This window comes from Bradyrhizobium sp. 153, from assembly GCF_023073835.1.
In the GTDB taxonomy this organism is placed as follows: domain Bacteria; phylum Pseudomonadota; class Alphaproteobacteria; order Rhizobiales; family Xanthobacteraceae; genus Bradyrhizobium.
Window position 1 is genome coordinate 34979 of record NZ_JADPKH010000152.1, and the last position, 23160, is coordinate 58138.

General features: G+C 64.1%; 29 protein-coding genes. 10 read left to right on the forward strand and 19 right to left on the reverse strand.

Translation table 11 applies throughout. The features are described 5' to 3' along the window. Nucleotides 1-67: 67 nt before the first annotated feature. Nucleotides 68-1036, forward strand: a complete 969-nt coding sequence (locus tag IVA91_RS33890; RefSeq protein WP_247280483.1) for a helix-turn-helix domain-containing protein — start codon at nucleotides 68-70, stop codon at nucleotides 1034-1036. 44 nt (nucleotides 1037-1080) lie between these two features. Here IVA91_RS33890 and IVA91_RS33895 read toward each other — a convergent pair whose 3' ends face one another. From IVA91_RS33895 to IVA91_RS33915, 5 genes are all read right to left on the reverse strand, one after another. Next, nucleotides 1081-1506 carry a hypothetical protein gene (locus IVA91_RS33895; RefSeq protein WP_247280484.1) on the reverse strand — a complete coding sequence of 142 codons (426 nt, stop codon included), beginning with the start codon at nucleotides 1504-1506 and terminating at the stop codon, nucleotides 1081-1083. A 128-nt stretch (nucleotides 1507-1634) separates the two neighbouring features. Continuing rightward, nucleotides 1635-2624, reverse strand: a complete 990-nt coding sequence (locus tag IVA91_RS33900; protein WP_247280485.1) for a tripartite tricarboxylate transporter substrate binding protein — start codon at nucleotides 2622-2624, stop codon at nucleotides 1635-1637. Nucleotides 2625-2822: 198 nt separating this feature from the next. Continuing rightward, nucleotides 2823-3752 carry a transporter substrate-binding domain-containing protein gene (locus IVA91_RS33905; RefSeq protein ID WP_247280486.1) on the reverse strand — a complete coding sequence of 310 codons (930 nt, stop codon included), beginning with the start codon at nucleotides 3750-3752 and terminating at the stop codon, nucleotides 2823-2825. Continuing rightward, nucleotides 3749-4105: a c-type cytochrome gene (locus IVA91_RS33910; protein ID WP_247280487.1), complete on the reverse strand. Its 357-nt coding sequence runs from the start codon at nucleotides 4103-4105 to the stop codon at nucleotides 3749-3751. The genes IVA91_RS33905 and IVA91_RS33910 overlap by 4 nt, the downstream gene beginning before the upstream one ends. 10 nt (nucleotides 4106-4115) lie before the next feature. Beyond that, nucleotides 4116-5780 carry a methanol/ethanol family PQQ-dependent dehydrogenase gene (locus tag IVA91_RS33915; RefSeq protein ID WP_247280488.1) on the reverse strand — a complete coding sequence of 555 codons (1665 nt, stop codon included), beginning with the start codon at nucleotides 5778-5780 and terminating at the stop codon, nucleotides 4116-4118. A 334-nt stretch (nucleotides 5781-6114) separates the two neighbouring features. Between IVA91_RS33915 and IVA91_RS33920 the strand changes: the two genes are divergently transcribed. The 5 genes from IVA91_RS33920 (at nucleotide 6115) to IVA91_RS33940 (ending at nucleotide 8543) form a co-directional block, all read left to right on the forward strand. Beyond that, a complete protein-coding gene (locus IVA91_RS33920; RefSeq protein WP_247280489.1) occupies nucleotides 6115-6507 on the forward strand; it encodes a calcium-binding protein in 393 nt (130 codons plus the stop codon). 122 nt (nucleotides 6508-6629) lie between these two features. After that, a complete protein-coding gene (locus IVA91_RS33925) occupies nucleotides 6630-6953 on the forward strand; it encodes a hypothetical protein (RefSeq protein ID WP_247280490.1) in 324 nt (107 codons plus the stop codon). 228 nt (nucleotides 6954-7181) lie between these two features. After that, entirely contained in the window at nucleotides 7182-7262 is an 81-nt protein-coding gene (gene pqqA / locus IVA91_RS33930) for a pyrroloquinoline quinone precursor peptide PqqA (protein WP_008562446.1), read from the forward strand. A 24-nt stretch (nucleotides 7263-7286) separates the two neighbouring features. Next, nucleotides 7287-8192: a hypothetical protein gene (locus tag IVA91_RS33935; protein ID WP_247280491.1), complete on the forward strand. Its 906-nt coding sequence runs from the start codon at nucleotides 7287-7289 to the stop codon at nucleotides 8190-8192. A 141-nt stretch (nucleotides 8193-8333) separates the two neighbouring features. Further along, nucleotides 8334-8543, forward strand: a complete 210-nt coding sequence (locus IVA91_RS33940) for a hypothetical protein (protein WP_130211758.1) — start codon at nucleotides 8334-8336, stop codon at nucleotides 8541-8543. A 10-nt stretch (nucleotides 8544-8553) separates the two neighbouring features. On the opposite strand, the gene IVA91_RS33945 is transcribed toward IVA91_RS33940, so the two are convergent. The 4 genes from IVA91_RS33945 to IVA91_RS33960 are packed head-to-tail and all read right to left on the reverse strand — an operon-like array spanning nucleotide 8554 to nucleotide 11395. Further along, the gene (locus tag IVA91_RS33945; RefSeq protein WP_247280492.1) at nucleotides 8554-8907 is read right to left on the reverse strand and encodes a hypothetical protein; all 354 of its coding nucleotides are present in this window, start codon (nucleotides 8905-8907) and stop codon (nucleotides 8554-8556) included. 50 nt (nucleotides 8908-8957) lie between these two features. Continuing rightward, nucleotides 8958-9668, reverse strand: coding sequence for an ABC transporter ATP-binding protein (locus IVA91_RS33950; RefSeq protein WP_247280493.1), 711 nt, complete (start codon nucleotides 9666-9668; stop codon nucleotides 8958-8960). Next, nucleotides 9658-10395, reverse strand: coding sequence for an ABC transporter permease subunit (locus IVA91_RS33955; protein WP_247280494.1), 738 nt, complete (start codon nucleotides 10393-10395; stop codon nucleotides 9658-9660). Before IVA91_RS33955 ends, IVA91_RS33950 begins: the two co-directional genes overlap by 11 nt. A 1-nt stretch (nucleotide 10396) precedes the next feature. Further along, entirely contained in the window at nucleotides 10397-11395 is a 999-nt protein-coding gene (locus IVA91_RS33960) for an ABC transporter substrate-binding protein (RefSeq protein WP_247460677.1), read from the reverse strand. A gap of 87 nt (nucleotides 11396-11482) precedes the next feature. On the opposite strand from IVA91_RS33960, the gene IVA91_RS33965 reads away from it, so the two are divergent. After that, a complete protein-coding gene (locus IVA91_RS33965; protein ID WP_247280496.1) occupies nucleotides 11483-11842 on the forward strand; it encodes a hypothetical protein in 360 nt (119 codons plus the stop codon). A gap of 202 nt (nucleotides 11843-12044) precedes the next feature. Here the strand turns inward: IVA91_RS33965 and IVA91_RS33970 are convergent, their stop codons facing one another. After that, the gene (locus IVA91_RS33970; protein ID WP_247460497.1) at nucleotides 12045-12863 is read right to left on the reverse strand and encodes a quinoprotein dehydrogenase-associated SoxYZ-like carrier; all 819 of its coding nucleotides are present in this window, start codon (nucleotides 12861-12863) and stop codon (nucleotides 12045-12047) included. Nucleotides 12864-12905: 42 nt separating this feature from the next. Next, on the reverse strand, nucleotides 12906-13832 hold the full coding sequence (locus IVA91_RS33975; RefSeq protein ID WP_247280498.1) for a quinoprotein relay system zinc metallohydrolase 2: 927 nt from the start codon (nucleotides 13830-13832) through the stop codon (nucleotides 12906-12908). 127 nt (nucleotides 13833-13959) lie between these two features. On the opposite strand from IVA91_RS33975, the gene IVA91_RS33980 reads away from it, so the two are divergent. Both IVA91_RS33980 and IVA91_RS33985 read left to right on the forward strand, forming a co-directional pair. Continuing rightward, entirely contained in the window at nucleotides 13960-14844 is an 885-nt protein-coding gene (locus IVA91_RS33980) for a substrate-binding domain-containing protein (protein WP_247280499.1), read from the forward strand. Beyond that, entirely contained in the window at nucleotides 14841-15398 is a 558-nt protein-coding gene (locus IVA91_RS33985) for a PQQ-dependent catabolism-associated CXXCW motif protein (RefSeq protein ID WP_247280500.1), read from the forward strand. Before IVA91_RS33980 ends, IVA91_RS33985 begins: the two co-directional genes overlap by 4 nt. 168 nt (nucleotides 15399-15566) lie before the next feature. Here the strand turns inward: IVA91_RS33985 and IVA91_RS33990 are convergent, their stop codons facing one another. The 6 genes from IVA91_RS33990 to IVA91_RS34015 form a co-directional block, all read right to left on the reverse strand. Further along, entirely contained in the window at nucleotides 15567-15866 is a 300-nt protein-coding gene (locus IVA91_RS33990; RefSeq protein ID WP_247280501.1) for a copper-binding protein, read from the reverse strand. A gap of 144 nt (nucleotides 15867-16010) precedes the next feature. Further along, nucleotides 16011-16619 carry a hypothetical protein gene (locus tag IVA91_RS33995; protein WP_247280502.1) on the reverse strand — a complete coding sequence of 203 codons (609 nt, stop codon included), beginning with the start codon at nucleotides 16617-16619 and terminating at the stop codon, nucleotides 16011-16013. Then, nucleotides 16616-17464, reverse strand: coding sequence for an ABC transporter permease (locus IVA91_RS34000; protein WP_247280503.1), 849 nt, complete (start codon nucleotides 17462-17464; stop codon nucleotides 16616-16618). Before IVA91_RS34000 ends, IVA91_RS33995 begins: the two co-directional genes overlap by 4 nt. After that, nucleotides 17461-18267, reverse strand: a complete 807-nt coding sequence (locus IVA91_RS34005; protein WP_247280504.1) for an ABC transporter ATP-binding protein — start codon at nucleotides 18265-18267, stop codon at nucleotides 17461-17463. Before IVA91_RS34005 ends, IVA91_RS34000 begins: the two co-directional genes overlap by 4 nt. After that, nucleotides 18264-19223, reverse strand: a complete 960-nt coding sequence (locus IVA91_RS34010) for a YVTN family beta-propeller repeat protein (protein WP_247280505.1) — start codon at nucleotides 19221-19223, stop codon at nucleotides 18264-18266. The genes IVA91_RS34005 and IVA91_RS34010 overlap by 4 nt, the downstream gene beginning before the upstream one ends. Before the next feature lie 232 nt (nucleotides 19224-19455). After that, nucleotides 19456-20637: an ABC transporter substrate-binding protein gene (locus tag IVA91_RS34015; RefSeq protein WP_247280506.1), complete on the reverse strand. Its 1182-nt coding sequence runs from the start codon at nucleotides 20635-20637 to the stop codon at nucleotides 19456-19458. A 59-nt stretch (nucleotides 20638-20696) separates the two neighbouring features. Between IVA91_RS34015 and IVA91_RS34020 the strand changes: the two genes are divergently transcribed. Then, on the forward strand, nucleotides 20697-21269 hold the full coding sequence (locus IVA91_RS34020) for a DUF3280 domain-containing protein (RefSeq protein ID WP_247280507.1): 573 nt from the start codon (nucleotides 20697-20699) through the stop codon (nucleotides 21267-21269). 173 nt (nucleotides 21270-21442) lie between these two features. Here the strand turns inward: IVA91_RS34020 and fghA are convergent, their stop codons facing one another. Further along, nucleotides 21443-22288, reverse strand: coding sequence for an S-formylglutathione hydrolase (fghA, locus tag IVA91_RS34025; protein WP_247280508.1), 846 nt, complete (start codon nucleotides 22286-22288; stop codon nucleotides 21443-21445). A 69-nt stretch (nucleotides 22289-22357) separates the two neighbouring features. Further along, a complete protein-coding gene (locus IVA91_RS34030; RefSeq protein ID WP_247280509.1) occupies nucleotides 22358-22978 on the reverse strand; it encodes a response regulator transcription factor in 621 nt (206 codons plus the stop codon). Between the last annotated feature and the right edge of the window lie 182 nt (nucleotides 22979-23160).

Genomic DNA, 23160 nt, shown 5'->3' on the forward strand with positions numbered 1-23160 from the left:
GCTGAGGGCTCCGCAGCGCTGGTCGCGATTCGCGTCGAATCTCCGGATCAAACCAGTGGCTGGATTAATGTCCGACACAATTCACACGCTCTCGACGACCGGGCTGACGCCGAAGCGGCAGATCCAGAGCTGGATCGATGGTCTGACGAGCCTGTGCGGCCATTTCGACGTCGATCCGCTGGAGGCGTCATCGCTTGAAGGTCGCATCGACTACACCACCGTCTCGCGCCTGAAGCTCTGCCAGATCGAGGTGAGCCAGCATCGCATCGCGCACACGCTGGCGCGTGCCAAGGCCAATGAACACCCCTACATCAAGATCCACTTCCAGACCTACGGCGTGTCGTATTTCGAGCAAGAAGGCCGCCACATCGAAATCAACCCTGGCGACATCATCGCCTACGACGTCTCCTGCCCGCATTCGATCATCAGCCCCGCCTTCACGCGTCACGACGTGGTGATTGTGCCCAAGGCACTGCTGCGCGACCGCGGCTTTCCCTCGCAGCGGATGCCGGCGTGCAAATTATCGGCGAAGACCGGGACGGGGCGGATCGCCCATGATTTCGTTCACGCGACTTTCGACGAGGCGGCAAAGCTGTCGGCGAACAGCGCGGTCGGCGTTGCAGATTCACTGATCGACCTCCTGCTGCTACCGCTGCGCGAGGCCGACACGATGTTGGACCGTGTCGGGCCCGAGGCGATGTATGTGCGGGCTCAGTTCTTCATCCGCGAGCATCTGCGCGATCCGGATCTGTGCATCGACCAGATCTCGGCCGAGCTCGGCTGCTCCAAGCGCTATCTGCACATGCTGTTCTCCGAGCGCGGCACCACGGTGAGCGACTACATCTGGCAGGCCCGCCTGCAGAACTGCCGTCAGGAGCTCGAGGCCCACGCCGGCAAGACCATCACGGACGTTGCGTTCTCATGGGGCTTCTCCAGCTCATCGCATTTCAGCCGCGTGTTCCGGAAATACTTTGGCGTGGTGCCGTCCTCGATCCACAAGGCGCAGCAGGGCACCGCGAGCTCGGGCGAGCATTAGGCGCGCTGCGGCCCCGTCGTCGGCAGGCCGCGTGGCGACGTCTATCAAGCCGACACGGCGATATAGGGAATGCTGGCCAAGAGAACGGCAAGCAGCACCGCGTTCGCCAGCATTCCGCTCCAATGCAGCCGGCGCAGCCGACGCGGGGCCTCGGTATCGCCGGCTTCCGTCGCGCTGAGCTGGTCGTCCATGCGTTGCAGGAACCTGCGGCGTCCCCAGATCGCCAAGGCTGCAAGCAGACCAACGCCCGCCGCGGCGATCAGGCGACCATCGAGCAGGAAGGCTATCGTTCCGATGATTCCGGCAACACGCATCACCAGAAAGTGGGCATTGAACATTCCGCGCAGCAGCTGCGCGACGGGCGCAATATCCAGCTTCACCAGCAGGAAGGCGGGCGAAGCCAACGTGAAATAGCCCATCGGAAAGAGCAGGATGATCATGACGGCTACGGCGACGCCATCCGGTGTCATGGGATCGGCCCTTCTCGTTCGCGCCGGCGAGCTGGCGCCGCACAATCATAGCGCGAAAGTGTATTTCCGACACTAGGCTTTGGTCGGACGCCAGCGCGCCGTGAGCGCGACCGCGCCTTGCCTCCGATTCAGGCGGGCTCGAGGCCGAGCGACTTTGCGCTCTCGATCCAGACCGGCAATTCGCGCTGATACAGCGCATTGGTTTCCTTGAATCCGAGGGCCGGTTCGAGCACGAAGGTCGCGAGAACCTCCTTCACCTTCGGATCGTTGTTAGCCGCGACGCAGAGCTCGGCCAGCCGGTCGACGACCGGCTGCGGTGTCGCCTTCGGCACCGCCCAGCCGGTGAAGCCGCTCACGGTGAAGAATTTCGACGTCGCGCCCTGCTCGGGGAGCGTCTTTACGGTCGGGATCGCGTCGACCTTCTTCGAATGCACGGCGAACACAGTGCCGCGGTCGCTTTGCAGGACCGATTGCGCCGCCGTATAGCTGCCCATCGCGGCATCGAGCGTGCCTTCCAGCATGCCGGTCCACATCGGGGCTTCGCCGCGGTAGTGCACCGGCTCGATGGAGAGACCGTATTGCTTGTTGAGCTCGTTGATCGTCATGTGCGGGGCCGATCCCGCGCTGTAGGTGCCGAAATTCACCTTGCCGCTCTTGCGCGCGAAGGCGACGAAATCCTCCAGCCTCTTGACGCCGATTTTGGGGTTCGCGACCAGCAACAGGCCGGCGCCGGGAATCACGCTGACGAGGGTCAGATCCCTGTCCATGTCGTAGCCGGGATTCTTCATCACCACCCGGTTCATGATGTAGGTGGTCGAGATCGAGCATAGCACGGTGTGGCCGTCGGGCTCGGCGCGGGCGACCTCCGCCGTGCCGATTGCGCCGGAGGCGCCGGGCTTGTTTTCGATGACGACGGTCTTGCCGATCTGCCTGGCGATGAATTCGCCATAGGCGCGCGCCAGCAGGTCGGTCTGTCCGCCGGCGGGATAGCTGCAAATCATGCGAATCTGCCGCGACGGCCATGCAGCTTGCGCCGAGGCGCCGCGCGAGAGGAAAGGCATCGCGAATGCGCTGGCACCGGCGGCGACGAAGTGGCGGCGATCGAGCTTTGCGGACATGATTCCCTCCAGCATTTTCATCGAGGGTACTGCATCGCATCGTCTCTGCCATCGGCGACAGCCGAGACAGATTGGCGCATTGGTCGCATCGCCAATCACTCCTGGATGCGAGCGCGGCTCGCCGGCCTGGAATCCATCGGGCTGCGCTGCCGAGAAATGGATTGCGGGCTTGCCTTCGGGCGCCGGAATACCGGGCAATCACCGCTGAATGATCTTCATCCAGACATCGCCGAGGATCGCCGGCTCGCGCGGCGGCAGATAGGTGAGGCCGGCCTGCTTGCCGAATTCGGCGATCTTGCCTTCGGCAGCAAGCTGGCCAAGCGCGGTGTTGACGGCCTCGATCAGCGCGGGATTGCCGGCAAGCCCGACATAGCCGCGATTGACGCCGATCGGATAATAGTAGCCGGATGCGGTGAGCCCCGTATCGGGGTGCGCGGCGCGATGGGCGTCGAAGCGCGCAAGGTCGATCAGCGTCGCGTCATGATCACCGCGCTGGAGCGCGCCGAGCAGGTCGTCGCGGCCGGGCACGAGATGGGTGATGTTGTCGATCAGGCGCCCCTTGTCGAAGGTCATCAGGATGGCATCGCCGAGCGAGCCGCTTTCGATGACCAGGCGAAGCCCGGCGAGATCGCCGATGTCGCCGACCTTGCGGCCCTTCGCCTTCGGCCCGAGCACCACCGTCATCGGCGAATAGAGGTAAGGCCGGCTCGGCGCGAGCACGCCGAGCGCGACGCGGCGGCGCCGGTCGTCGCGCGTGGCGCCGGCGAAATCCGGCAGGCGCGCCGTCTTCATACCGGGCTTGACGAGCGAGTCCTGCGTCAGTGCGTAGCCGCCGACCAGTGCGCAGCGCCCGTCCGAGAGCAGCGCATTCGCCTCGAGCTGTGGGCTGGAATCCTCATCGAGCTTGCTCTCGAACCATTGGATCGTCAGCGGCCGTCCCAGCCGTTCCGCGATCGCCTGCGCCAGCAGTACGTCGAAGCCCGCACCGGGCTTGCCCTTTTGATGCACCGAGAGCGGCGGCCGGTCCTCGTCGAGACAGACCTTCAGCGGATCCTCCGCCGCGTGCGCGACCGTAGGCACCGCCGCGAGGATCGCGGCAACGCTCCACGCGGCGAGCCGACCCCTCATGGCTTCCTCCGGCTCGAGATGAAGGCCCAGAGGTCTCCAATCTGGTCGTCGCTGAGGATGTCGCCCCAGGGCGGCATCTTGTTGTTCTTGCCATTCTTCACCGTGGTGACGAAGCGCGTCTTGTCGTCGGGAATGGCGCGCAGGTCCGGCGTAATGGTGCCGGAGTTCATCAAGTTCGGGCCGTGGCAGTGCGAGCATTTTTCGGCATAGGTCGACTTGCCGTGGTCGATCTGCACCTGCAGCGGCTTGCCGGGTGCATCGTCCGCGGCGCGAACGGTCGCCGCAAGCGCGACCGTCAACACCGCGACGGCGGCGAACATCGCCGCCGTCTTGTGAGATATCTGCTTCAGCATCGTGTCGTGGTTATTGCTTGACCGCAAAAACCCACAGCGAGCCGCCGGGCGGAATCTGCGCCAGTCGTTCGTCGCCGGAAAACAGCGAGTAGACGCCGCCATAGCCGCTTGTCACTGCGACGTACTGCACGCCGTCCTGCTGCCAGGTCACCGGCTGCCCCTCGATGCCGGAGCCGGTCTGGAACTGCCAGAGCTTCTTGCCGGTGTCGGCATCGAAGGCCTCGAACTCGCCGGTCAGCGCGCCGGTGAACACGACGCCGCCTGCGGTCGACAGCACGCCGGAGAAGCGCGGGATGTCGACAGGGGCCTCCCATTTCGCCTTGCCGGTCAGGGGATCGATCGCCTTGAGATGGCCGCGCGGGCCGTCTCCGTACTCCCAGAGATCGGTCAGATCCATGCCGAGATACCATTCACCCTGCTTGAAGGTGACGGGCTCGGTCTTATACCTGCCGCCGAAGGCGAGCGTGTTGGCATAGGCCAGGCCGGTCTGCGGATTGAACGACATCGGCTCCCAGTTCTTGCCGCCGAGGATCGACGGATAGACGGTGACCTTCTTGCCCTCGCGCGCGTCCTTCGAAACGTCGGTCTCGATCGGACGTCCGGTCTTCATATCGATGCCGGTGGCCCAGTTGACCTTCACGTAGGGGTTGGCCGCGAGCAGCTTGCCGTTGGTGCGGTCGAGCACGTAGAAGAAGCCGTTGCGGTTGGCGTCCATCAGCACCTTGGTCGGCTTGCCCTCGACGTTCATGTCGGCGAGCACCATCTCGGCCACGCTGTCATAGTCGAACGGATTATTCGGCGAGAACTGGTAGTGCCACTTGATCTTGCCGGTCTTCGGATCCATCGCCAGCACGGAGCAGGTGTAGAGATTGTCGCCGGGGCGGACCGCCGAATTGAACGGGCCGGGATTGCCGATGCCCCAATAGACGGTGTTCAGCTCGGGATCGTAGGACCCGGTGATCCAGGTCGAGCCGCCGCCGAGCTTCCAGGTGTCGCCCTTCCAAGTGTCGCCGCCGGGCTCGTCAGGGGAAGGGATCGAATGGGTGCGCCAGAGATGCTTGCCCGTCGCCGGATCCCAGCCGTCGATGAAGCCGCGCGTGCCGAATTCGGCGCCCGAGATGCCGGTGATGACGACGCCGTCGGCGACCAGCGGAGCCACCGTCATCGAATAGCCTTCTTTGATGTCGGCAGCCTTCTGCCGCCACAACTCCTTGCCGGTCTTGGCGTCCAGCGCGATCACGTTGGCGTCGAGGGTGGTGCGGTATACCTTGCCGTCGTAGAGCGCGGCGCCGCGATTGATGATGCCGCAGCAGACGATGCGCGGCGTCTCGGCGGGATACTCGACCTTGGTTTTCCAGATCTGCTTGCCGGTCTTGGCATCCACCGCCATGGTCGCATTGTGCGAGGTCACGTAGATCACGCCCTGGTACACCAGCGGTTGCGATTCCTCGCTGCGATCATCGTTGAAAGAGTAGTTCCAGACCGGGACGAGGTTCTTGACGGTGTCCTTATTGATCTGGTTCAGCGTGGAGAAACGCTGCAGATTGTAGCCCATTCCGTAATTGAGAACATTCGATGTATCGGTCGCGCCCTTGACCAGTTGCTCGGTGGTCTGTGCGCTTGCACAAGTCGATGCAAGCATGACGAGGCTCGCGGCCATCGCAAAGCGTTTCATCCGTTCCTCCCAATGTGCGCGCCTTTTGACGCTGCAGGTGCAACACTCCGCCCGAATACAAAACGCGTCAATACGAAAGTCGCAAGTCCGGCGCCGATATGCTGGCGCCGGATGCCGGTGACCTGACGGAGACCTGACAGCCCAGCACTCACTTGTGCGCAGGCGCTGGAAAAATTCCGCGACGCGAAGCGCTGGGCCGGAAGCGGGCCGGGTCGGCGCGGCTCGCTTCCGCGAGTCGTGGCGCGCGCAGGTTGTAATTTCCGTTGAACCGGGTCACATTTGTGGCCTTATCTCATTTCGATCCCGCTCGAATTGAGGTTCTCAGGAGGTTTCGATGATGTCACGTCACTCAGTCGCGCTTGCGCTCACGATTGCATTGCTGTCCGGTCCGGCCCTCGCGGCATCCGGCAACGCGGTCAAGATGTTCGATACCGACAATGACGGAACGCTCGATCTCGCCGAGGTGAAGAAGGCGGCCAGCGCATTGTTCGCCAAGCTCGACCCCGACCACGACGGCACGCTCGACGCCCGCGAGTTGCGGGGACGGTTGTCGGCGAAAGAGCTCGCCGCCGCCGATCCTGATCGCGATGGGACGCTTACGCTCGACGAATACCTGTCCGTGGTGGAGCAGCGCTTCAATGCGGCCAACCCGGACAAGGACGGGACGCTCGATGCAAAAGAGCTGAAGGCGCGGGCCGGCCGCGCGCTGCTGCGGCTGCTGCGCTGAGGTCCGCCCCGGCAGGAGCTTAATTCCGATCGGAAGCCCGGAACATCGGGCTATTCGGCCTGTTCTCTTCGCGATGTCCTGCTCCGCGCCGGGGCAGCGCGGCGGGAGAAGAGGAGAAGCAGATGACCATGAAACATTCCGTTCTTGCTGCCTGCGCGATCCTGACGTTGAGCGCGGGCGTCGCTATGGCCGGCCCGTGCAACACCGGCAGTGCCAGCACTGACAAGGATGCCGGTTCCGGTCCAGTCACCGTGGGCTCGGCGCAGTCGCAGAGTTCGTCCAGCGAAACGGGTCAGCATCCGCCGACCAGCACGATGAATCGTGCCAGCGGCGGCGCAGCTGCCTCGTCCGAAGATGCGCAGCGGCAGATGCAGAGCCAGCCAACTGCGGCGGAGCGGGCGGAAGGTGCTAAGCCCAACACGCAAACGGCAGGTAAGGACTGCTGACGACGCGGCACTGTTGGTGTCGATTCGAGGCGCGGTGTGTCGCGCAGGGCGATGTCCCCAAGATCTGTAATTGACCAAGAGAGAACTGGCTTTGCCCGAGAGAGAAATGCCGCCGCGAAGAATCGACCCAGACGCATCCGAACACCGATTCGGCGCTTGAACTACAGGGGACCCAGCCCTAGGTTTTGCCCCGCGCGATGTCGCGCTCAATACCTTGGGAGACCCCGAATGGCTTGGAAAGCTCCGAAGATCGTGGAAGTGCCGGTCGGCATGGAAATCAACATGTACGCCTGCGCTTCGCGCAAGTAAGACTGACGACCTGCCGCGGCTTCGATGGCAAACGCCGTCGAAGCCGTGGTAGTGTCAGGAATGCGCGCGAGAGCCAATCCCTTCTGGACCATAGCTGCCTGCACAGTCGCGCTTCTACCTGTATGCGTCAGCGCCGAAGAAGGCTTTGATACCGAGCACATCTTCGGCTTCATGATCGGCACCGATGTCGGCAGCGTCGGCGAGCGCGAATTCCAGAGCGAGACGACGGGACGATTTGGTAAGGGCGGTGGGACCTATCGCGCGCTCACGCAGGAGGTCGAGATCGAGGTGGTGCCGCTGCCGAACTTCCGTGTCGAGGTCGGCGGTACCGCCAGCTTGCACGACATCACCGGCGTCCCCGACATCGACGATCGCCGCCAGTTCAACTTCCAGGGCGCCTCGCTCGATCTGCGTTATCGTCTGCTCGACCGCGCGCACGCGCCGTTCGGCCTGACTGTCGCCGCCGAGCTCCATCGCGACCGCATCGACGAGACCAGCGGCGCGAAGGGACGGATGTACGGCACCGACTTCACGCTTGCGTTCGACCGCGAGCTCGTTCCGAACTTCGCCATCGCCGCGCTCAATCTGATCTATCAGCCGGAATGGGCGCGCTTCGAGATGGCGGGACTGTCCGAGAAGAGCTCGACGATCGGGGCGGCGGTTGCCGGCATGGTGCGCGTGCGGCCCAATGTGCTGCTCGGCGGGGAGATGCGCTATTTCCGGCAATACGACGGCATCGGCCTCGGCGAGTTTTCGGGCCACGCCCTGTTCGTCGGCCCCACCGCCTATCTTCAGCTCTCCGAGCGCTCGCGGCTGACCTTGAGCTGGAGCATGCAGGCCTGGGGACGTCCGGCCGGATCATCCGCCAATCTCGACCTCGTCAATTTCGAGCGTCACCAGGCGAGGGTTGTCTTCGGGGTTAACTTTTAACGCGCCCATGTTCCCCTCTGTCTGCCCGGGCGGAGACGGGAAAGAGCCCCATTTTCTCTCACGCCGGATTGAAACTTCCCGCTCCTTGGCACGTAACCTTTCGTGCTAGTCTCCATCGCCCCTTTGCGAGAGGATCCCGGCATGAACCCGATTGACCTGGTGGTGACTGTCTGTGCGGTGCTCTCGCCCGCGACCTGCGAGGAGCAGCATCTGGTGTTCAACTATTCCGGGTCGCCACGGCAATGCGCGATGGCCGCGCCGCCCTATATCGCGCAATGGGTCGGCGAGCACCCGAAGTGGCATGCGGTGCGATGGCGCTGCGAATATCCGCACCCGAACGACAAGGCGTAAGCCGGCCTCGCTATTTGGTGCAGTCCTTCAGATCCTTGTCGACGATCGAGAACACCGCATCCGCCCTGATCTCGATGTCGCGGACGATGCACTGCCGTGAATTGGCATAGCTGACCTTGGCATCATAGCGGCCCGGCTCGACGCCGGTAATGCGCAGCCGCTCGTCGTGGTCGACCTCCTTGTCCTTGTCGTTCAAGCATTGGTTCGGACCCCAGTCGGTCCTGCCGGCGGGAGCGAGCTGGAAGCCGGAGATCGTCTCCGTTGTGAGATTCCAGAGCCGGATGCCCTTGCCTTTGGTCTGCGCGAGCGCCGCGCCCGGCATCGCGACCAACAGGATGCAGATCGCAATCAGCTGACGTCGCATCGTGAACCCTCCCTCGACGGTCTTGTTTGGCCCCAGTTGACCACGAGTGTTCATTTCGATTCAAGCTGCAGCGCCGCGAGCTCGGCCTTTATCCTGCCGAGATCGGTTTCGCTGCGCTCCGCTCGCGGGATCGCGATCGGCACCTCCTGCACGATGCGCGCCGGCCTTGGCGACAGGAAGAGCAGTCGGTCGCCGAGCCGGATCGCATCGTCGATGCTATGGGTGACGAGCAGCGTCATCACCGGACGGCTCGCCACCAGCGTTGCGATCTCGTCGCGCAGGCGGCCGGCGAGCGCGTCGTCAAGCGAGGCGAGGGGCTCGTCGAGCACCAGCAGATCGGGCTCGACCGCGAAGGCGCGGGCCAGCGCCACGCGCCGGGCAAGGCCCAGCGACAACTCGCCGGGGAAATGGTCGCGATGCGCCTGAAGCTCCAGGATCCTGAAAAGCTCGGATAGTTTGGCCTCGGTCACACCGGGCGCAGCCAAGCGCACGTTCTGCTCGACCGAGCGCCACGGCAGCAGCCGCGGCTCCTGGAACACCATGCCGATCCGCGCCTTCGGCGGCCGCGCGATGCGACCCTGAAATTCATGATCGAGCCCGAGGATGATGCGCAGCATCGTGCTCTTGCCGCAGCCGGAGGGGCCGATCAGCACGCCGACCTCGCCGGATTGAAGCGCGAATTTGACTGGCGCCAGCACCTCGTGCGTTCCGCCCGCGGCACTCCTGAACGTCTTGCCTGTGATCTCGACCTCAAGCCGCACGGGGCCGCCACCGTGTTGCGCGGGCTTCGAACGGCTGCACCAGCAAGGTTTCGATGACGAGCACAACGGCGGCGAAGGTCAGCGAATAGGCGAGCAGCCGCGGCGTGTCGAATAGCTGGAAAGCGACGCCGATCTCGAAGCCGACGCCGTTCGGGCGGCCCAAAAGCTCGGCGACCAGCACGATCTTCCATACCAGAGACAATCCGGAGCGCGCGGAGGCTGCGATATAGGGCGCAAGTTGCGGCAGCACGACGTGGCGGAAGGCGCGCCAGCGCGGCATCGCGAACACGCTCGCCATCTCGTCGAGCGAGCGGTCGAGCGCGCGGGTGCCCTCGCGCAAGGTGACGATGGCGGTCGGCAGCTTGTTGATGGCGATCGCTGCGATCGCGGCGGCTTCAGTCAGGCCAGCCCAGATATAGGCCAGCACAATCACGACCAAAGCCGGCAAATTGAGCAGCAGGATCAGCCAGGGATCGCCGAGCCGGTCGGCAAGCTTCACTCGTCCCATCAGATAGCCGATGGCGCTGCCGAGCGACATTGCCAGCACGAAGGCGAGTGTGACGCGGGCCAGCGTGACGCCGAGATGCAGGAACAACGCGCCGCTCGCGGCTTCCGCGATCATCACCTCGAGCACGGCAGGCGGGGAGGGCAGCTTTGCGCCGCCGACGAACAGCGCGGCGATCCACCAGATTGCAAGGAACAGGACAGACGAGACAAGACGCAGCACCTCAGTCTCCGGGGACTGCGTGATAGAACGTGCCGGGATCGAGCTCGGCCGCTGGCCCGACGAGATCGCGGCCACCGATCTCGGCGAGCACGCGGTAGAGCACGCGTGCATCCGCCTCCTCGTCGGCAATGCTCCGGCGCGGGATGCCGTCGCGATAGCGGTCGCGATAGGTCTTGAGCAGGACCGGATCGGCGGTGCCGGTGAGCGGCGCTATCTTGTCCCAGGCCGGGGCCGAGGTCACCAGCAGCTCTTTGGCCTTTCGCGTCATTGCGATGAAACGCGCGATGGCGTCACGATGGCTTGCCGCCCAGCTCTCGTCGAAGACATAGCCGACCGCGGCGACCGGGCCCTTGGCGCCGAGTTTTGGCAGGATGTCCTCGATGCCGGCGAGGCGGCGAAAGCCCTTGGCTTCGAGCTGTGCGCAGAAATTCCAGAAATTGAGGCTCGCATCCATCTCGCCGTCGAGCGCCTTGGCAGCGATCAGGGGCGGTGCGCCATAGACGATGGTCGCCGCAGATTTCAGGTCGATGCCGTCCTGCTTCATGCGGGCCTGGAGCAGTAGCCAGCTCTTGTCGATCGCTCCGCCGGCGATCGCGAGCTTGCGTCCCCTGAGGTCGGCGAGCGTCTTGATCGGAGAAGCCGCCGGCACCATCACCGCGCCGAGCGCGCTGGAATAGGGATAGAAAGTGAGCTTGGCGCCGAGCGCGCGCTCGCGCGACACCCACAGCCAGTCCGACAGGATGATATCGGCGCCGCCTGCGCGCATCGCGATCTTGCCCGCTTCCGTGCTCGCGAGCTCGGTGACCTCGAGCGAGAGGTCGGCCTCCTTGTCCAGACCGTTCGCGCGGATCGCGGCCACCTCCCAGGAGAATGTTCCGGTTTTCTGCACCGCAAGGCGGATGGTCTCGGCGGCGCGGCCGGGTACGGCCAGCGTCGAGACCAGCGTCACTGCGAGCACCAATGTTCGACCGAGTGCTCTTATCACACCACGTGCTCTCATCACCTTGTGAGCCGTTTCCTCTGACGGAGTGCTTTTCAGGACAATACGCATAGCATAGCTTTGGTCGCAACCAGCGGGAGGATGCGTATGAAACTGGCGGGACAGGTACGACCGATTGTCGCCGCATTGGCCGTATTGGCAGTAACCGCGTGCGCGGCGCAGGCCGAGGACGCCAATGATTATCCGACATCGGCGCGCGCGGAGTACGTCTATGGTTGCATGAAGGCCAATGGCGAGACGCGGTCTGCGATCGAGCAATGTTCGTGCTCGATCGACGTAGTCGCCTCGATCGTGCCCTATGAGCGCTACGTCACCGCGGAGACCGCGCTCAGCATGTCCCAGGTCCGCGGCAATCTCGGCGTCCAGTTCCGCACCTCGGAGCAGGCGAACTCGGCGGTGAATGATCTCCGGCGCGCGCAGGCCGAAGCCGAGGTGAGGTGTTTTTGAGTTGTGCGGCGATCACGCTCCCCTGGAGGGCAGGGTCGATCGCGCGCCGCGCGAGGGGGGTGGGGTGATCTCTCCACTCGGGCATTGTTGGGTGTGGAGAAACCGGCACCCCACCCCGTCTCACATTCCGCTGCGCTCCATGTGAGCCGACCCACGGGCGAGCTACGCTCGTCCCGGACCCCTCCAGGGGAGGGCGCTCGCGTTACGTCCCCGGCTTCTCCACGTCCCACTCATTGCGGAACACGTGCCCATCCGTGTCCTTCGCCTCCGCGCGAAAGCGCTTGGCGCCGTTGGAGACGTAGGTGAAGCGCAGATTGGGATCTTCCGAGATGGAGATACCGCCTTCCATCGACAGCACCGGGCTGTCGTCCTGCGTCAGCTTGAGCTGGTTGATGAAGAAGGCCGGGATATAGAGCTGCGTGACCTGGTCCATCTGCAGGCCCGAATTGTTGGGATGGCCGATCATGATCTGCGCCTCGCGGACGCGGCTCGCCGGCGCGTCCTCGCGCGCGAATTGCCGGTAGCGCATCTGGCCGAGACGGTTCTTGGCCTCCTCGACGTTCTTTGCCGTCGGCGCAGAGCAACCGCCAGAGGCCTTGACATAGACCTTGGAGACATAGAGCTGGCCGTCGCTGAGCTCGGCGACCGCATGCACGTCGGTGTAATTGTTGACGCGCACGCGCGTCGAGATTTCCGTCACATTGGCATCCGGTCCGAGTTCGAACTTCGCCGCCATCGGAGCGGGATTGCGGTCGATCACCAGCGTGATCGAACGGATGCGGCGCCCATCGCCGAGCGACAGCTTGCTGCGCAGCGTGACCGGCACGATGGCCGCATCCTCGGCGCGATAGGGCATTTCGATGCCGATGACGGTGCTGCCGTCGTTCATCGGACGGTTGCTGAAGATGTCCTGCACCAGGCCCGGCCAGGGGTCGTCGGCCTCTTCCGCCTGCACCGGCATCGCGAACGCGATGCCAAGCAGTACGGCGGTCAAGGCCAGGCGGCGTGTGCATCCCAACATGGTCATGGTCCTGCGGGCGTTTCGCCCATCGTAGCGCGCCCGCTACTCCCATTCAATTTCTGAAAATGCTGCGGTTGCGTTGCGGGCGTTGTAGTCCTCGAACAACGCCCAGCGCGGCCGTTCCGACCCGGCGGCCTTGTCGGCGGCGGTTCGGATCGGCTCGCCCTTCTTGTTCAGGGCGCGGACGTCGGACAGCAGCGTTGACAGGTAGCGCCGCTCATCGGTCAGTGCGGCAGGCCAGTCGCTCACGGGGCCGTGACCAGGAACGACGCGCAGCGCCGGAATGGCTTGCAATTCCTTCAACGTGTCTAGCCAGACGCGGATGCTGCCGTCCATGACCGGAATGTGGCGGAGAAAGACGAGATCGCCTGCCAACAAGGTTTTAGTCGTCTCATCGAACACAGTCAGATCATTGTCGCTGTGCCCGGCCGGCCAGGCCCGCAGGGTCAGCCGGCGCGACCCGAGATCGAGCGTCGTCGTGTCCGAAACGAGCAGGGTAGGGGCAATGATCTTCACGGGATCGATCAGCTCATTGCCCATGATGCGGCGGAAATTGTCGAGATAGAAAGGCCCGCGCGTCGCGAGCGCCTGGGGAAGCTTTTGGTGCCCGACGAAGATGGTGTTTCCATCGGCGAAGGCCGCATTGCCGAAAACATGATCGGGATGGCCGTGGGTGTTGATGACGTAGCGGATCGGCTTGGGCGTCTTCGCCCGCACGGCCGCCAGCAGCGCCTTGCCTTCGCGGTAGCTCCCGCCGGTATCGATCACAGCCACCGCATCACCGCCCACGATGAAGCCGACGTTGGCGATGTCGCCCTCGTTTTCGCGGGTCATCAGGGCGATGGTCCCGGAGTGTACGAAGATTCCCGGCGCGACTTCGCTCACAGGCAATTCGGATGCCTCGGCGCGTGCTAACGTGACGAACCCCAGCAGGAACAGGACTGCGATCGTTGAAGCGATGTGAGACACTTTTCCGCCTCAGTTCAGAGTGTTTGCTGCATTGCGCTGCAACAAAGCAAAACCAACACAAAGCTGGCAAACATGGCCCGTCATGCGTTGCATGGATAACATTCAAACAAAACGAGGAGGAAGCGCGATGACGGAGGCCGGACGACATCGTCGCTGGTTGTTTTCACTGTGGATCCTGGTGGCGTCCTGCGCGTTCGGCGATGCTGCGATCGCGCAGACCAACGAGGCCGGCGATCTCTCCTTCGAATTGGTCGATCCGAAGGTGCTGCGCGTCTGCGCCGACCCGCGCAATTTGCCGTTCTCGAACGAGAAGGGTGAGGGGTTCGAGAACAAGCTCGCCGAGTTCTTGGCGGACAAGCTCCAGAAGAAGCTCGACTACGTCTTCTTCCCGCAGGCCACCGGCTTCGTGCGCATGACGCTGGGTGCGCATCGCTGCGACGTCATCATGGGTTTCCCGCAGGGCGACGACCTCGTTCAGGGCACCAATCCCTATTACCGCACGACCTATGCGCTGGTCGCCAAGGCCGGCAGCGGACTCGAGGACGTCGATACGCTGGAGGATGCGCGGCTGAAGGGCAAGCATGTCGGCATCGTCGCTGGCACACCGCCGGCGACCAACATGGCGATAGCCGGTCTGATGGGCGATGCAAAGCCCTATCCGCTGATGATCGACACCCGCTTCGACAATTCGGCGCAGGCCATGATCGACGACCTCGCCGCCGGCAAGATCGACGCCGGCGTGCTGTGGGGCCCGATGGCCGGCTATTATGCGAAAAATGCCGGCGCTTCGCTTCACGTTACGCCATTGGTCAAAGAAACCACCGGGCCGAAGCTGGTCTATCGCATCGGCATGGGCGTGCGCCCGGCCGATCAGAACTGGAAGCGGCAGCTCAACAAGCTGATCCAGGAGAACCAGGGCGAGATCAACAAGATCCTGCTCGACTTCGGCGTACCTCTTTTGGATGAGAACAATCGGCCGCTCGGCGCGGAGACGGCCAAGAAGACGCCATGAAACGGCATATTGCCGTTGCGCTGCTCGCCACTGTTCTGACAGGGCCGGCATTGGCGCAGCAGCAGGAGCCGTTCGAGCCTGAAGGCTACCGCACCGACAATTACCGCGCGCCGGTGCCCGCGACGCTCGCCGGCGCCCGCGTGCTGACGACGGCGGAAGCCGAGGCGATCTGGCGGACGAAAAGCGGTGCCTTCGTCGACGTGATGCCGCGGCCGCCGAAGCCGAAGAATCTTCCCGCAGGCACGGTGTGGCGAGATGCACCGCGCAGGAACATTCCGGGCAGCCTGTGGCTGCCGGACTCCGGCTACGGCGCGTTGCCGCCGTCCGTGGACGATTACCTGCAGCGCGGCCTCGCGCGTGCCTCGCGCGGCGACAAGGCCGCGCTGCTCGTGATCTATTGCCTGGCCGATTGCTGGATGTCCTGGAACGCCGCCAAGCGCGCGCTGGCGTATGGCTACTCCAACATCGCCTGGTACCCTGACGGCACCGACGGTTGGGAGGGCGCAAAACTCCCCACCGAGGAAGCGCACCCGGAGCCGCGCCCGGAGCAGTAACGCCACACAATTATGCCGGGGCTTGTCCTGCCTGCGCGCCCGAAGCCGCGTCGGCGCAAGGCCGGGGCATCCACGTTCTTCGTTCCGCGTGGCTAGACGTGGATGGCCGGGACAAGCCCGGCCATGACGCTGTGTCGCACCTTGGAGAAGTGAAGGCGAAGACCGCACCTATTGCTTCTGCAACTTCGTCAGCGTGCCCGTGCCGTTGGTCTCGGTGGCGGTATAGGTCACGCGGTCGCCGGCATGAACGGCATCCAGCATCGCGGCGTCCTTTGCTTTGTACTCCTGGAGTGCGCCGGCGCTGCCTGAGCTGGCGCCGACCGTGCCCTTCTGCGTCTGCTGGATCGAGATCGTGCCGTTGAGCCGATCGATCCGCGTGATCATTCCGGTCAGATCGTCGGCAAAGGCGCTGGATGCGAACATGGTGATGACCGCAACGCTCGCGAAGATGAATTTCGTTGTTCCCATCGAGGCCTCCCGATGTCCTGGATTGGATGTCCTGGATTGACCAAGACATCCTAGAGCGATTTGGTTCCGCCAGATAGCGCGGCGGAAGGTTAACGATCGCGGTGATGTCGCGGGAACTTTGGTGAGCTGTCAGCCAGCCTGACGCTATTCCATTTCCTGCTGGATCACGCGCCCGAGCGCGAACAGGCGCTGGTCGATCGTGGTCGGAACCTCGCAGACGAATCGCACCACTTTGTGACGATCCTCGAAGATACGGGTCTTCCAGATCAGTTCGTTGCTGAGCGCCTCGATCTTGGCATCGTCGCGGGGCGTTACGCCTTGGAGCGCCTGGAGCGCCAGCGTTTCCTCGCGGATCTTGTCGGCGGCCTCGCGCTGCTTGCGGCTGACGCGTTCGAGGCCGTTTATCACCTGGGAGCGCTGGGCGTTAAGCGTGTCGAACAGGCCGGCGAACAGCAGCTTGGCGTTCGCCGTCTTGTCCGACGCGGAGGCGGCCAGAAACTCCTTCACCAACTTCTCGGCCTCGTCGAGTGGCGTCTTGCGCGCCGACAGCTTTGCGACCAGCGCGCTGATCTTGGCATCGTCCTTCCATTTGCTCTGCACTTCGTCGAGCGGCGGGCCGGCCCAGACGGCCGCGAGCGAAATCTCCGGCACCTTGGCTTGGGTGCAGGGCCAGTCGGGATAGCGCGGATCGGCCGCGCGCGCGGCCGTGCCCGACAGCACAATCGCCATGACCGCCAGGACCAGAACCCTCATCCTTCGCCTCCTGCAGGCCCCCGTCGCGCCAGCCCGCGTGACGGATCATAGGCGAAAATCGCACCAATCATGAACACGATTGTGCAGATTGCGACCACCGCCAGCGAGACCCAGTTGATCTGTCCGTACAGCGCAAATCGTATCAGCTCGACCGCATGAGTGAACGGATTGGCCTCGCAGAGGTAATACAGATAAGGGCTGCCCTCCTGGACCCGCCAGAGCGGGTAGAGCGCGGAGGAGGCGAAGAACATCGGGAAAATGACAAAATTCATCACGCCGGCGAAGTTTTCCAGCTGCTTGATGCCGGAGGAGATCAGCATGCCGAGTGAGCCCAGCATCAGGCCGGACAGGATCAGCGCCGGCAGGACGGTGAGATAGCCCGAGGGTGGCGGCGTGATGTCCCAAAACCAGGCGATCAAGAGGAACGCATAGACCTGGAGCAGCGACACCGCGGTGCCCGCCAGCAGCTTGCAGAACAAGAGGAAGCCGCGCGGCAGCGGACTGACCAGCAGCGTACGCATGTTGCCCATCTCGCGGTCATAGACCATCGACAGCGAGGACTGCATGCCGTTGAAGAGCTGGATCATCGCCATCAAGCCGGGCGCGATATAGACCTCGTAGAGGATGTAAGTCTCGTAGGGCGGGATGATGGAGATGCCGAGCACCTGGCGGAAGCCGGCGGCGAAGATGAACAGCCACACCAATGGCCGCACCAGCGCCGAGACGAAGCGCTCGCGCTGATGCAGGAAGCGCAGGCCTTCGCGCCAGACGATGCCGGTGAGGCAGGTCATGTACTCCGCGGACGAAAAGCCGCGCGGCGCCTCGCGGGTCGTGATGCTGCTCATGCGATGCCTCCCGGCATCGCTTGCGCGCCGGTCAGGCGCATGAAGGCGGTGTTGACGTCCTGCGCACCGACTTCCGTGACGACGCGGCTCATCGGCCCCTGCGCCAGCACCTTGCCCTGGTGGAGCACCACGAGATCGTCATTGGGCATGACCTCGTCGAACAGATGCGTCGCCCAGAGCACGCCGATGCCTTGCTCGGTCACGAGCTGGCGGACATGGCCGATGATGTCGGCGCGCGCCTTGACATCGAGGCCGACGGTCGGCTCGTCCAACAACAGCAGCCGCGGCCGGTGCAGCAGTGCCCGTGCGATCTCCAGTCGCCGCATCTGCCCGCCCGAGAGATCGCGCACCTTGCTGCCGGCGCGCTCGGAGAGCCCGATGCGCCCGAGCAGCTCGGCGCTACGTGAAGCCGCCTCACGCCGGCTGATGCCGTGAAGCGCAGCGTGATAGAGCAGGTTCTGCGTCAGCGAGAGGTCGAGATCGAGCGTACGCGGCTGGAACACGACACCGAGCAGCCGCAGCGCCTCGCCCGGAGTATTGCTGATGTCGTGACCGAAGATGGCGACACGGCCAGCCTGGATGCCGAACAGGCGCGTGATCAGCGAGAACAGCGTGCTCTTGCCGGCACCGTTGAGGCCGAGCAGCGCGGTGAAGCTCGCGGGCTGCACGTTGAAGGAGACGTCGGTCAGTGCCCGCCGCGGCCCGTAAGAATGACTGACGCTGTCGATCGATAGCGCCGGCACTGCGGCCAATTCCAGCCTCGGCGTCTCACGCGGTTCGGCGATGGGGGCAGGGCTGGTCATGGCGCGATCGTGATGCCCCAGGGCAGTTCGCCCACCTGAATGGTCTTGATCACCTTTTGCGCGGCGACGTCGATGACGGAGACGTCATTCGACACGCCGTTGGTGGTGAGCAGGTATTTTTCATCCGGCGTGAACGCCATGTGCCAGACCCGCTGCCCCACCAGCAAATATTTCAGCACCTTGCGCGTCGCGACGTCGACCACGGCGATGCGGTTGGCGGGGCCGAGCGCGATGAAGGCGGTCTTGTCGTCCTTGGTCATGCCGATGCCGACCGGCTGGATCGCCTCTTTCCGCAAGCCCGGGATCTCGAAGGTGACCTTACCGATCACCTCATGCTTGTTGGGATCGATGATCGAGACGGTGCCGCCGATCTCGGAGGAGACCCACACTTCCGAGCTGTCATGCTTGAATTCGGCAAAGCGCGGCCGCGCATCGACCAGCACGTTGGCGACGATCTGGCGCGACGATGTGTCGATGAAATGCGCCATGTTGGTCGTCTCGGACGTGTTGATCAGCGTCTTGCCATCGGGGCTGATGGTCATGCCCTCGGGCTCGACGCCGACCTGGATGTCGCCGAGCCGGGCGCGCTTCTCGAGGTCGATCACAGTCACCGTGTTGTCGTTCTCGTTGGCGACGTAGAGGATTTTCCCCGCGGCATCCTGAGCGAACAATTCCGGGTCGGGCCCGGAGGGCAAGCTGTCCACCACGCTTTGCGTCTTGGCGTCGATCACCTGGATGGTGTCGTCGTCGCCGACCGCGACCATCACGAACTTGCCGTCACGGGTGAAATCGATGCCGCGTGGACGCTGGCCGACCTTGATGGTCTTGGTCACGGTCCAGCTGTCGGTGTCGATCACAGACACCGTGTTGCTTTTCTCGTTCGAGACATAGGCGATGAACGCATGCGCGGGCGCGTTCGCAAGCGCTAGTCCGGCAAACAGCGAGAGGGGCAACATCAGCGTATGCAAGGGACGTTGCACTTCGATGCGCTGAGGTTGTGCGCGGGCTGCCTTCACCTCCCCCGCTTGCGGGGGAGGTCGTATCGCATCGACAGATGCGATGCGGGAGAGGGCTCGCTCCTCTTGGGGAGTCTTCCTTACTGAGACACCCTCTTCCCAACCCTCCCCCGCAAGCGGGGGAGGGGGCGCAGCGTCGTCGCGGTGGCGGCTCGAACTCATCTCAAATTGCTCACTTCAGCTTGCATTTGCTCTCCGGACGGTCGTAGCCGAGCGTGTCGAGCTCGGAGACCTGGTGCAGGAATCCCTCCTGCGGCGAGACCGACACCACCATGCGGCCGTCGACCAGCAGGATCGGCTGGCGAAGCTGGAGATTCCAGTCGCGCAGGGTGAGCCGCGTCCCCTTGAAGGCGGCGACCGAGAAATCCGGGCCCTTGATGAAATCGGCGACTTTCTTGACCTCGCCGGAATTGGTGCGCGAGGTGGCTTCGCCGATCATGCGCACCGCGGTCCAGGCCTGCATGTCGAGCGCGGTCATGCGCCGCGAGTTCAGCTTGACGAAGCGGTTCTGCATCTGGATCGCGCCCCATTGATCCTGCGCCGCGTCCCAGCTGCGCGGCACGAGACCGGCCGAGCCCGCGACGGGCCGCGGATCCCAGGTGCGATAGGGAAGGTACGCGCCGAACACCTCGCTCTCGTCGGCGACAACGAGCACGTCATAGGCCGGCGCCTGTTGCGTGAACACCGGCATCTGGCGCTGGATCAGCGTCACGCCCGAGTCGGTGCGCCGCGCGCCGCCTTTGTCTTCAAACGTGCGCTCCTGCACGATCTTGGCGCCGAACCGCGTCGCGGTGCGCCTGAGCGCATCGGCGAACAGCTTGTCCTCCTCATGCGAGCCGACCACGAGCAGCCAGCGCTTCCACTGCTTCCACACCAGATATTGGCCGAGCGCATCCGCCAGCATCGCGCGCGTCGGTGCGGTGTGGATGACGTTGGCGCGGCAATCGGCCTCGCGCAGCCGCTCGTCGATTGCGCCTGCATTGAACAGCAGCGTGCCGCGATCGCGCAGGGCGTCCGAGACTTTCAGCAGCGCATCGGCCGGCAGGTCGGCGATGATGAAGCCGTTCTTCTCGGCGAGCGCGGTCGCAGCCTGCACCACGTCCTCGCCTTCCCCGATGCGGCGCTCCTCCAGCGTGAAACGCTGGTTGAGGAATTTCCCCGTGGTGTTGTTGTCCTCGATGGCGAGGCGGGCGCCGGCGATGCCGTCATTCTCCGCGGGCTGCTCGACCAGCGACAGCGTCGATCTGGTGCCGGCGACGCCGAGATAGCCGACGCCGATCATGACAGGGTCGGCCGCGAGCGCACTCGCCGCGGCAGCACCCAAGCCGATCAGGCCGACCAACCATCGGATCATGTTTCCTCCAGGCGTTCCCCCCGGCTTGACCGCTGGTGGAGAATTGTCTCTGCTAAAGCATGACCAATTTGTCAGGGCATGCAACCCCGCATTTCGTCCTCGCAGGCGCGGGGACTGGAATCACGATCGTGCGAGCGCTGATATGTCTCGCCGCACTACTGTTGACGGGATCGGCCGCGTTCGCCGATCCGCCGAAACTCGCGGTGTTCGATTTCGAGCTGATCGACACCAGCCTGCCCGGCGAGTTCTACGGCTCGAAGCTTGAAGAGGCGCGGCTGGAGCGCATCAGCGAGCAGCTGCGCAAGGAACTGGCTGACTCAGGCAAGTTCCAGGTGCTCGACATCGCGCCAATCAGGGATGCCGCCCGTCACGCCAACCTGCAGGCCTGCGGCGGCTGCGACCTTAAGCTCGCCGGGCAGCTCGGCGCCGACTTAGAAATCACCGGCATGGTGCAGAAGGTCTCGAACCTGATCATCAATCTGAACATCTATCTGCGCGACGTGAAGACCGGCAACGTGATCACGGTCGCCAGCGCCGACATGCGCGGCAACAGCGACGAAGCCTGGACGCGCACGATGAGCTATCTGATCCGCAACCGGTTGCTGGCACCGAATTACGGCAAGCCGGAGTAGGGGCTCTTACCCTCCCCTGGGAGGGGAGGGTCGATCGCGCGGAGCGCGAGCGGGGTGGGGTGACAGTCTCTCCCTTGAGGCGGTGCCCGAGTGGAGAGATCACCCCACCCCGCTTCACCTCTCGCTTCGCTCGACGCGAGGCGACCCTCCCCTCCAGGGGAGGGCAAGAAGGATCACGCCGTCAATCTTTCCGCGTGCCAGTGCAGATGATCGCTCATGAAGGTCGAGATGAAATAATAGCTGTGGTCATAGCCTGCCTGACGCCGCAGCGTCAGCGGGATACTCGCCTTGGTGCAGGCGGCTTCGAGCAGTTCCGGCTTGAGCTGTTCTTTCAGGAAATTGTCGGCCTCGCCGATATCGACCAGAAAGCCCGAAAACTTCGCGCCGTCCTCGATCAGCGCAACCGTGTCGTGGCTGCGCCAGGCGTCCTTGTTCAGCCCGAGATAACCGGTCAACGCCTTGATGCCCCAGGGCACGAGCGAGGGCGCCACGATCGGGGCGAAAGCGCTTGCCGCGCGAAAACGGTGCGGATTGCGCAGGGCCACCGTCAGCGCACCGTGGCCGCCCATCGAATGGCCCATCACCGATTGTCGCTTGGCGTCGACCGGAAAATTCGCCGCCACCAGCTTCGGCAGCTCGTCCGTCACGTAGCTCCACATGCGATAGTTGCGGGAGAACGGCTCTTGCGTCGCGTCGACGTAGAAGCCGGCGCCCAGGCCGAAATCGTAGGCGTTGTTGGCATCACCCGGCACGTCGGTCCCGCGCGGACTGGTATCGGGCGCGACGAAGATCAGGCCGAGCTCGGCGCAGGCTTTGCGGAATTCGCCCTTTTCGGTGACGTTGGCATGCGTGCAGGTGAGCCCGGAGAGATACCAGACCACGGGCAGCTTGGCGCCGTCCGCGTGCGGTGGAATATAGACCGAGAACGTCATGTCCGTTCCGGTCGTCTGGCTCGCGTGTCGATAGACACCCTGGACGCCGCCATAGGATTTGTTCGTCGAGACAGTCTGAATCGTCATGCCCAAAGCTCCGTGGCATCTCGCCACATCAAGATTGCAACGCTTGTGTGACCGAAATTTGTGGCGATGTCAGGCAACGCCGCTGTCGATCGCCAGCCGCACCAGCTCGACCGAGGTCTTCACGCCCAGCTTCTGGCGCATGATCGAGGACGTATTGGCCACCGTCTTGTAGGACGATTGCACCAGCCAGGCGATCTCGGACAGACTTTTTCCGGCGCTGAGCAGCCGCAGGATCTCCATCTCGCGTGCGTTCAGCTTCGACAGCGGGCTTTGCGCCAGCGCCGGTCCCGCAAAGGCAATGCTGCGCGCGATCGCGCTCGGGAGGTACGTGCCGCCGCTCCCGACGGCGCGGATCGCCTCGACGAGGTCGTCGGGGTCGCCGGTTTTGGAGACGTAGCCCTTGGCGCCGCATTCGATCGCGCGCGCCGCAAAGGCGGGATCGTCGTTCATGCTGAACATGATGATGCGGGCCTCAGGCGCGCGCTCGAGGATGCGGCGCGCGAGCTCGAAGCCGGAGACGGTCGGCAGGTTGATGTCGATGATGCAGAGGTCGGGGCGTTCGACGATGAACACGCACTCGCCGTCTTCGGCGTCGGCAGCCTCCAAAATCTCGATCTCGCCCGCGTCGGCCAGCACGGCACGGCAGCCGGAGGCGACGATGGGATGATCGTCGACGATCAGAATGCGCATAGGCGTTCCCCGCGACAGCGCGTTCTCCCTGATAGAAACTGCCTGTTCTGCGCCGCATGAGGCCGACCAGGCTAGACGCGCGCGTCTCATGTCGCCTCATGCAACCCGGCCCGGATTGCTGTACGCTTCCGATTAGATATCCGCCGCTTCGCCTCTGTCAACGTCATCGGAGAGGCGGGGCA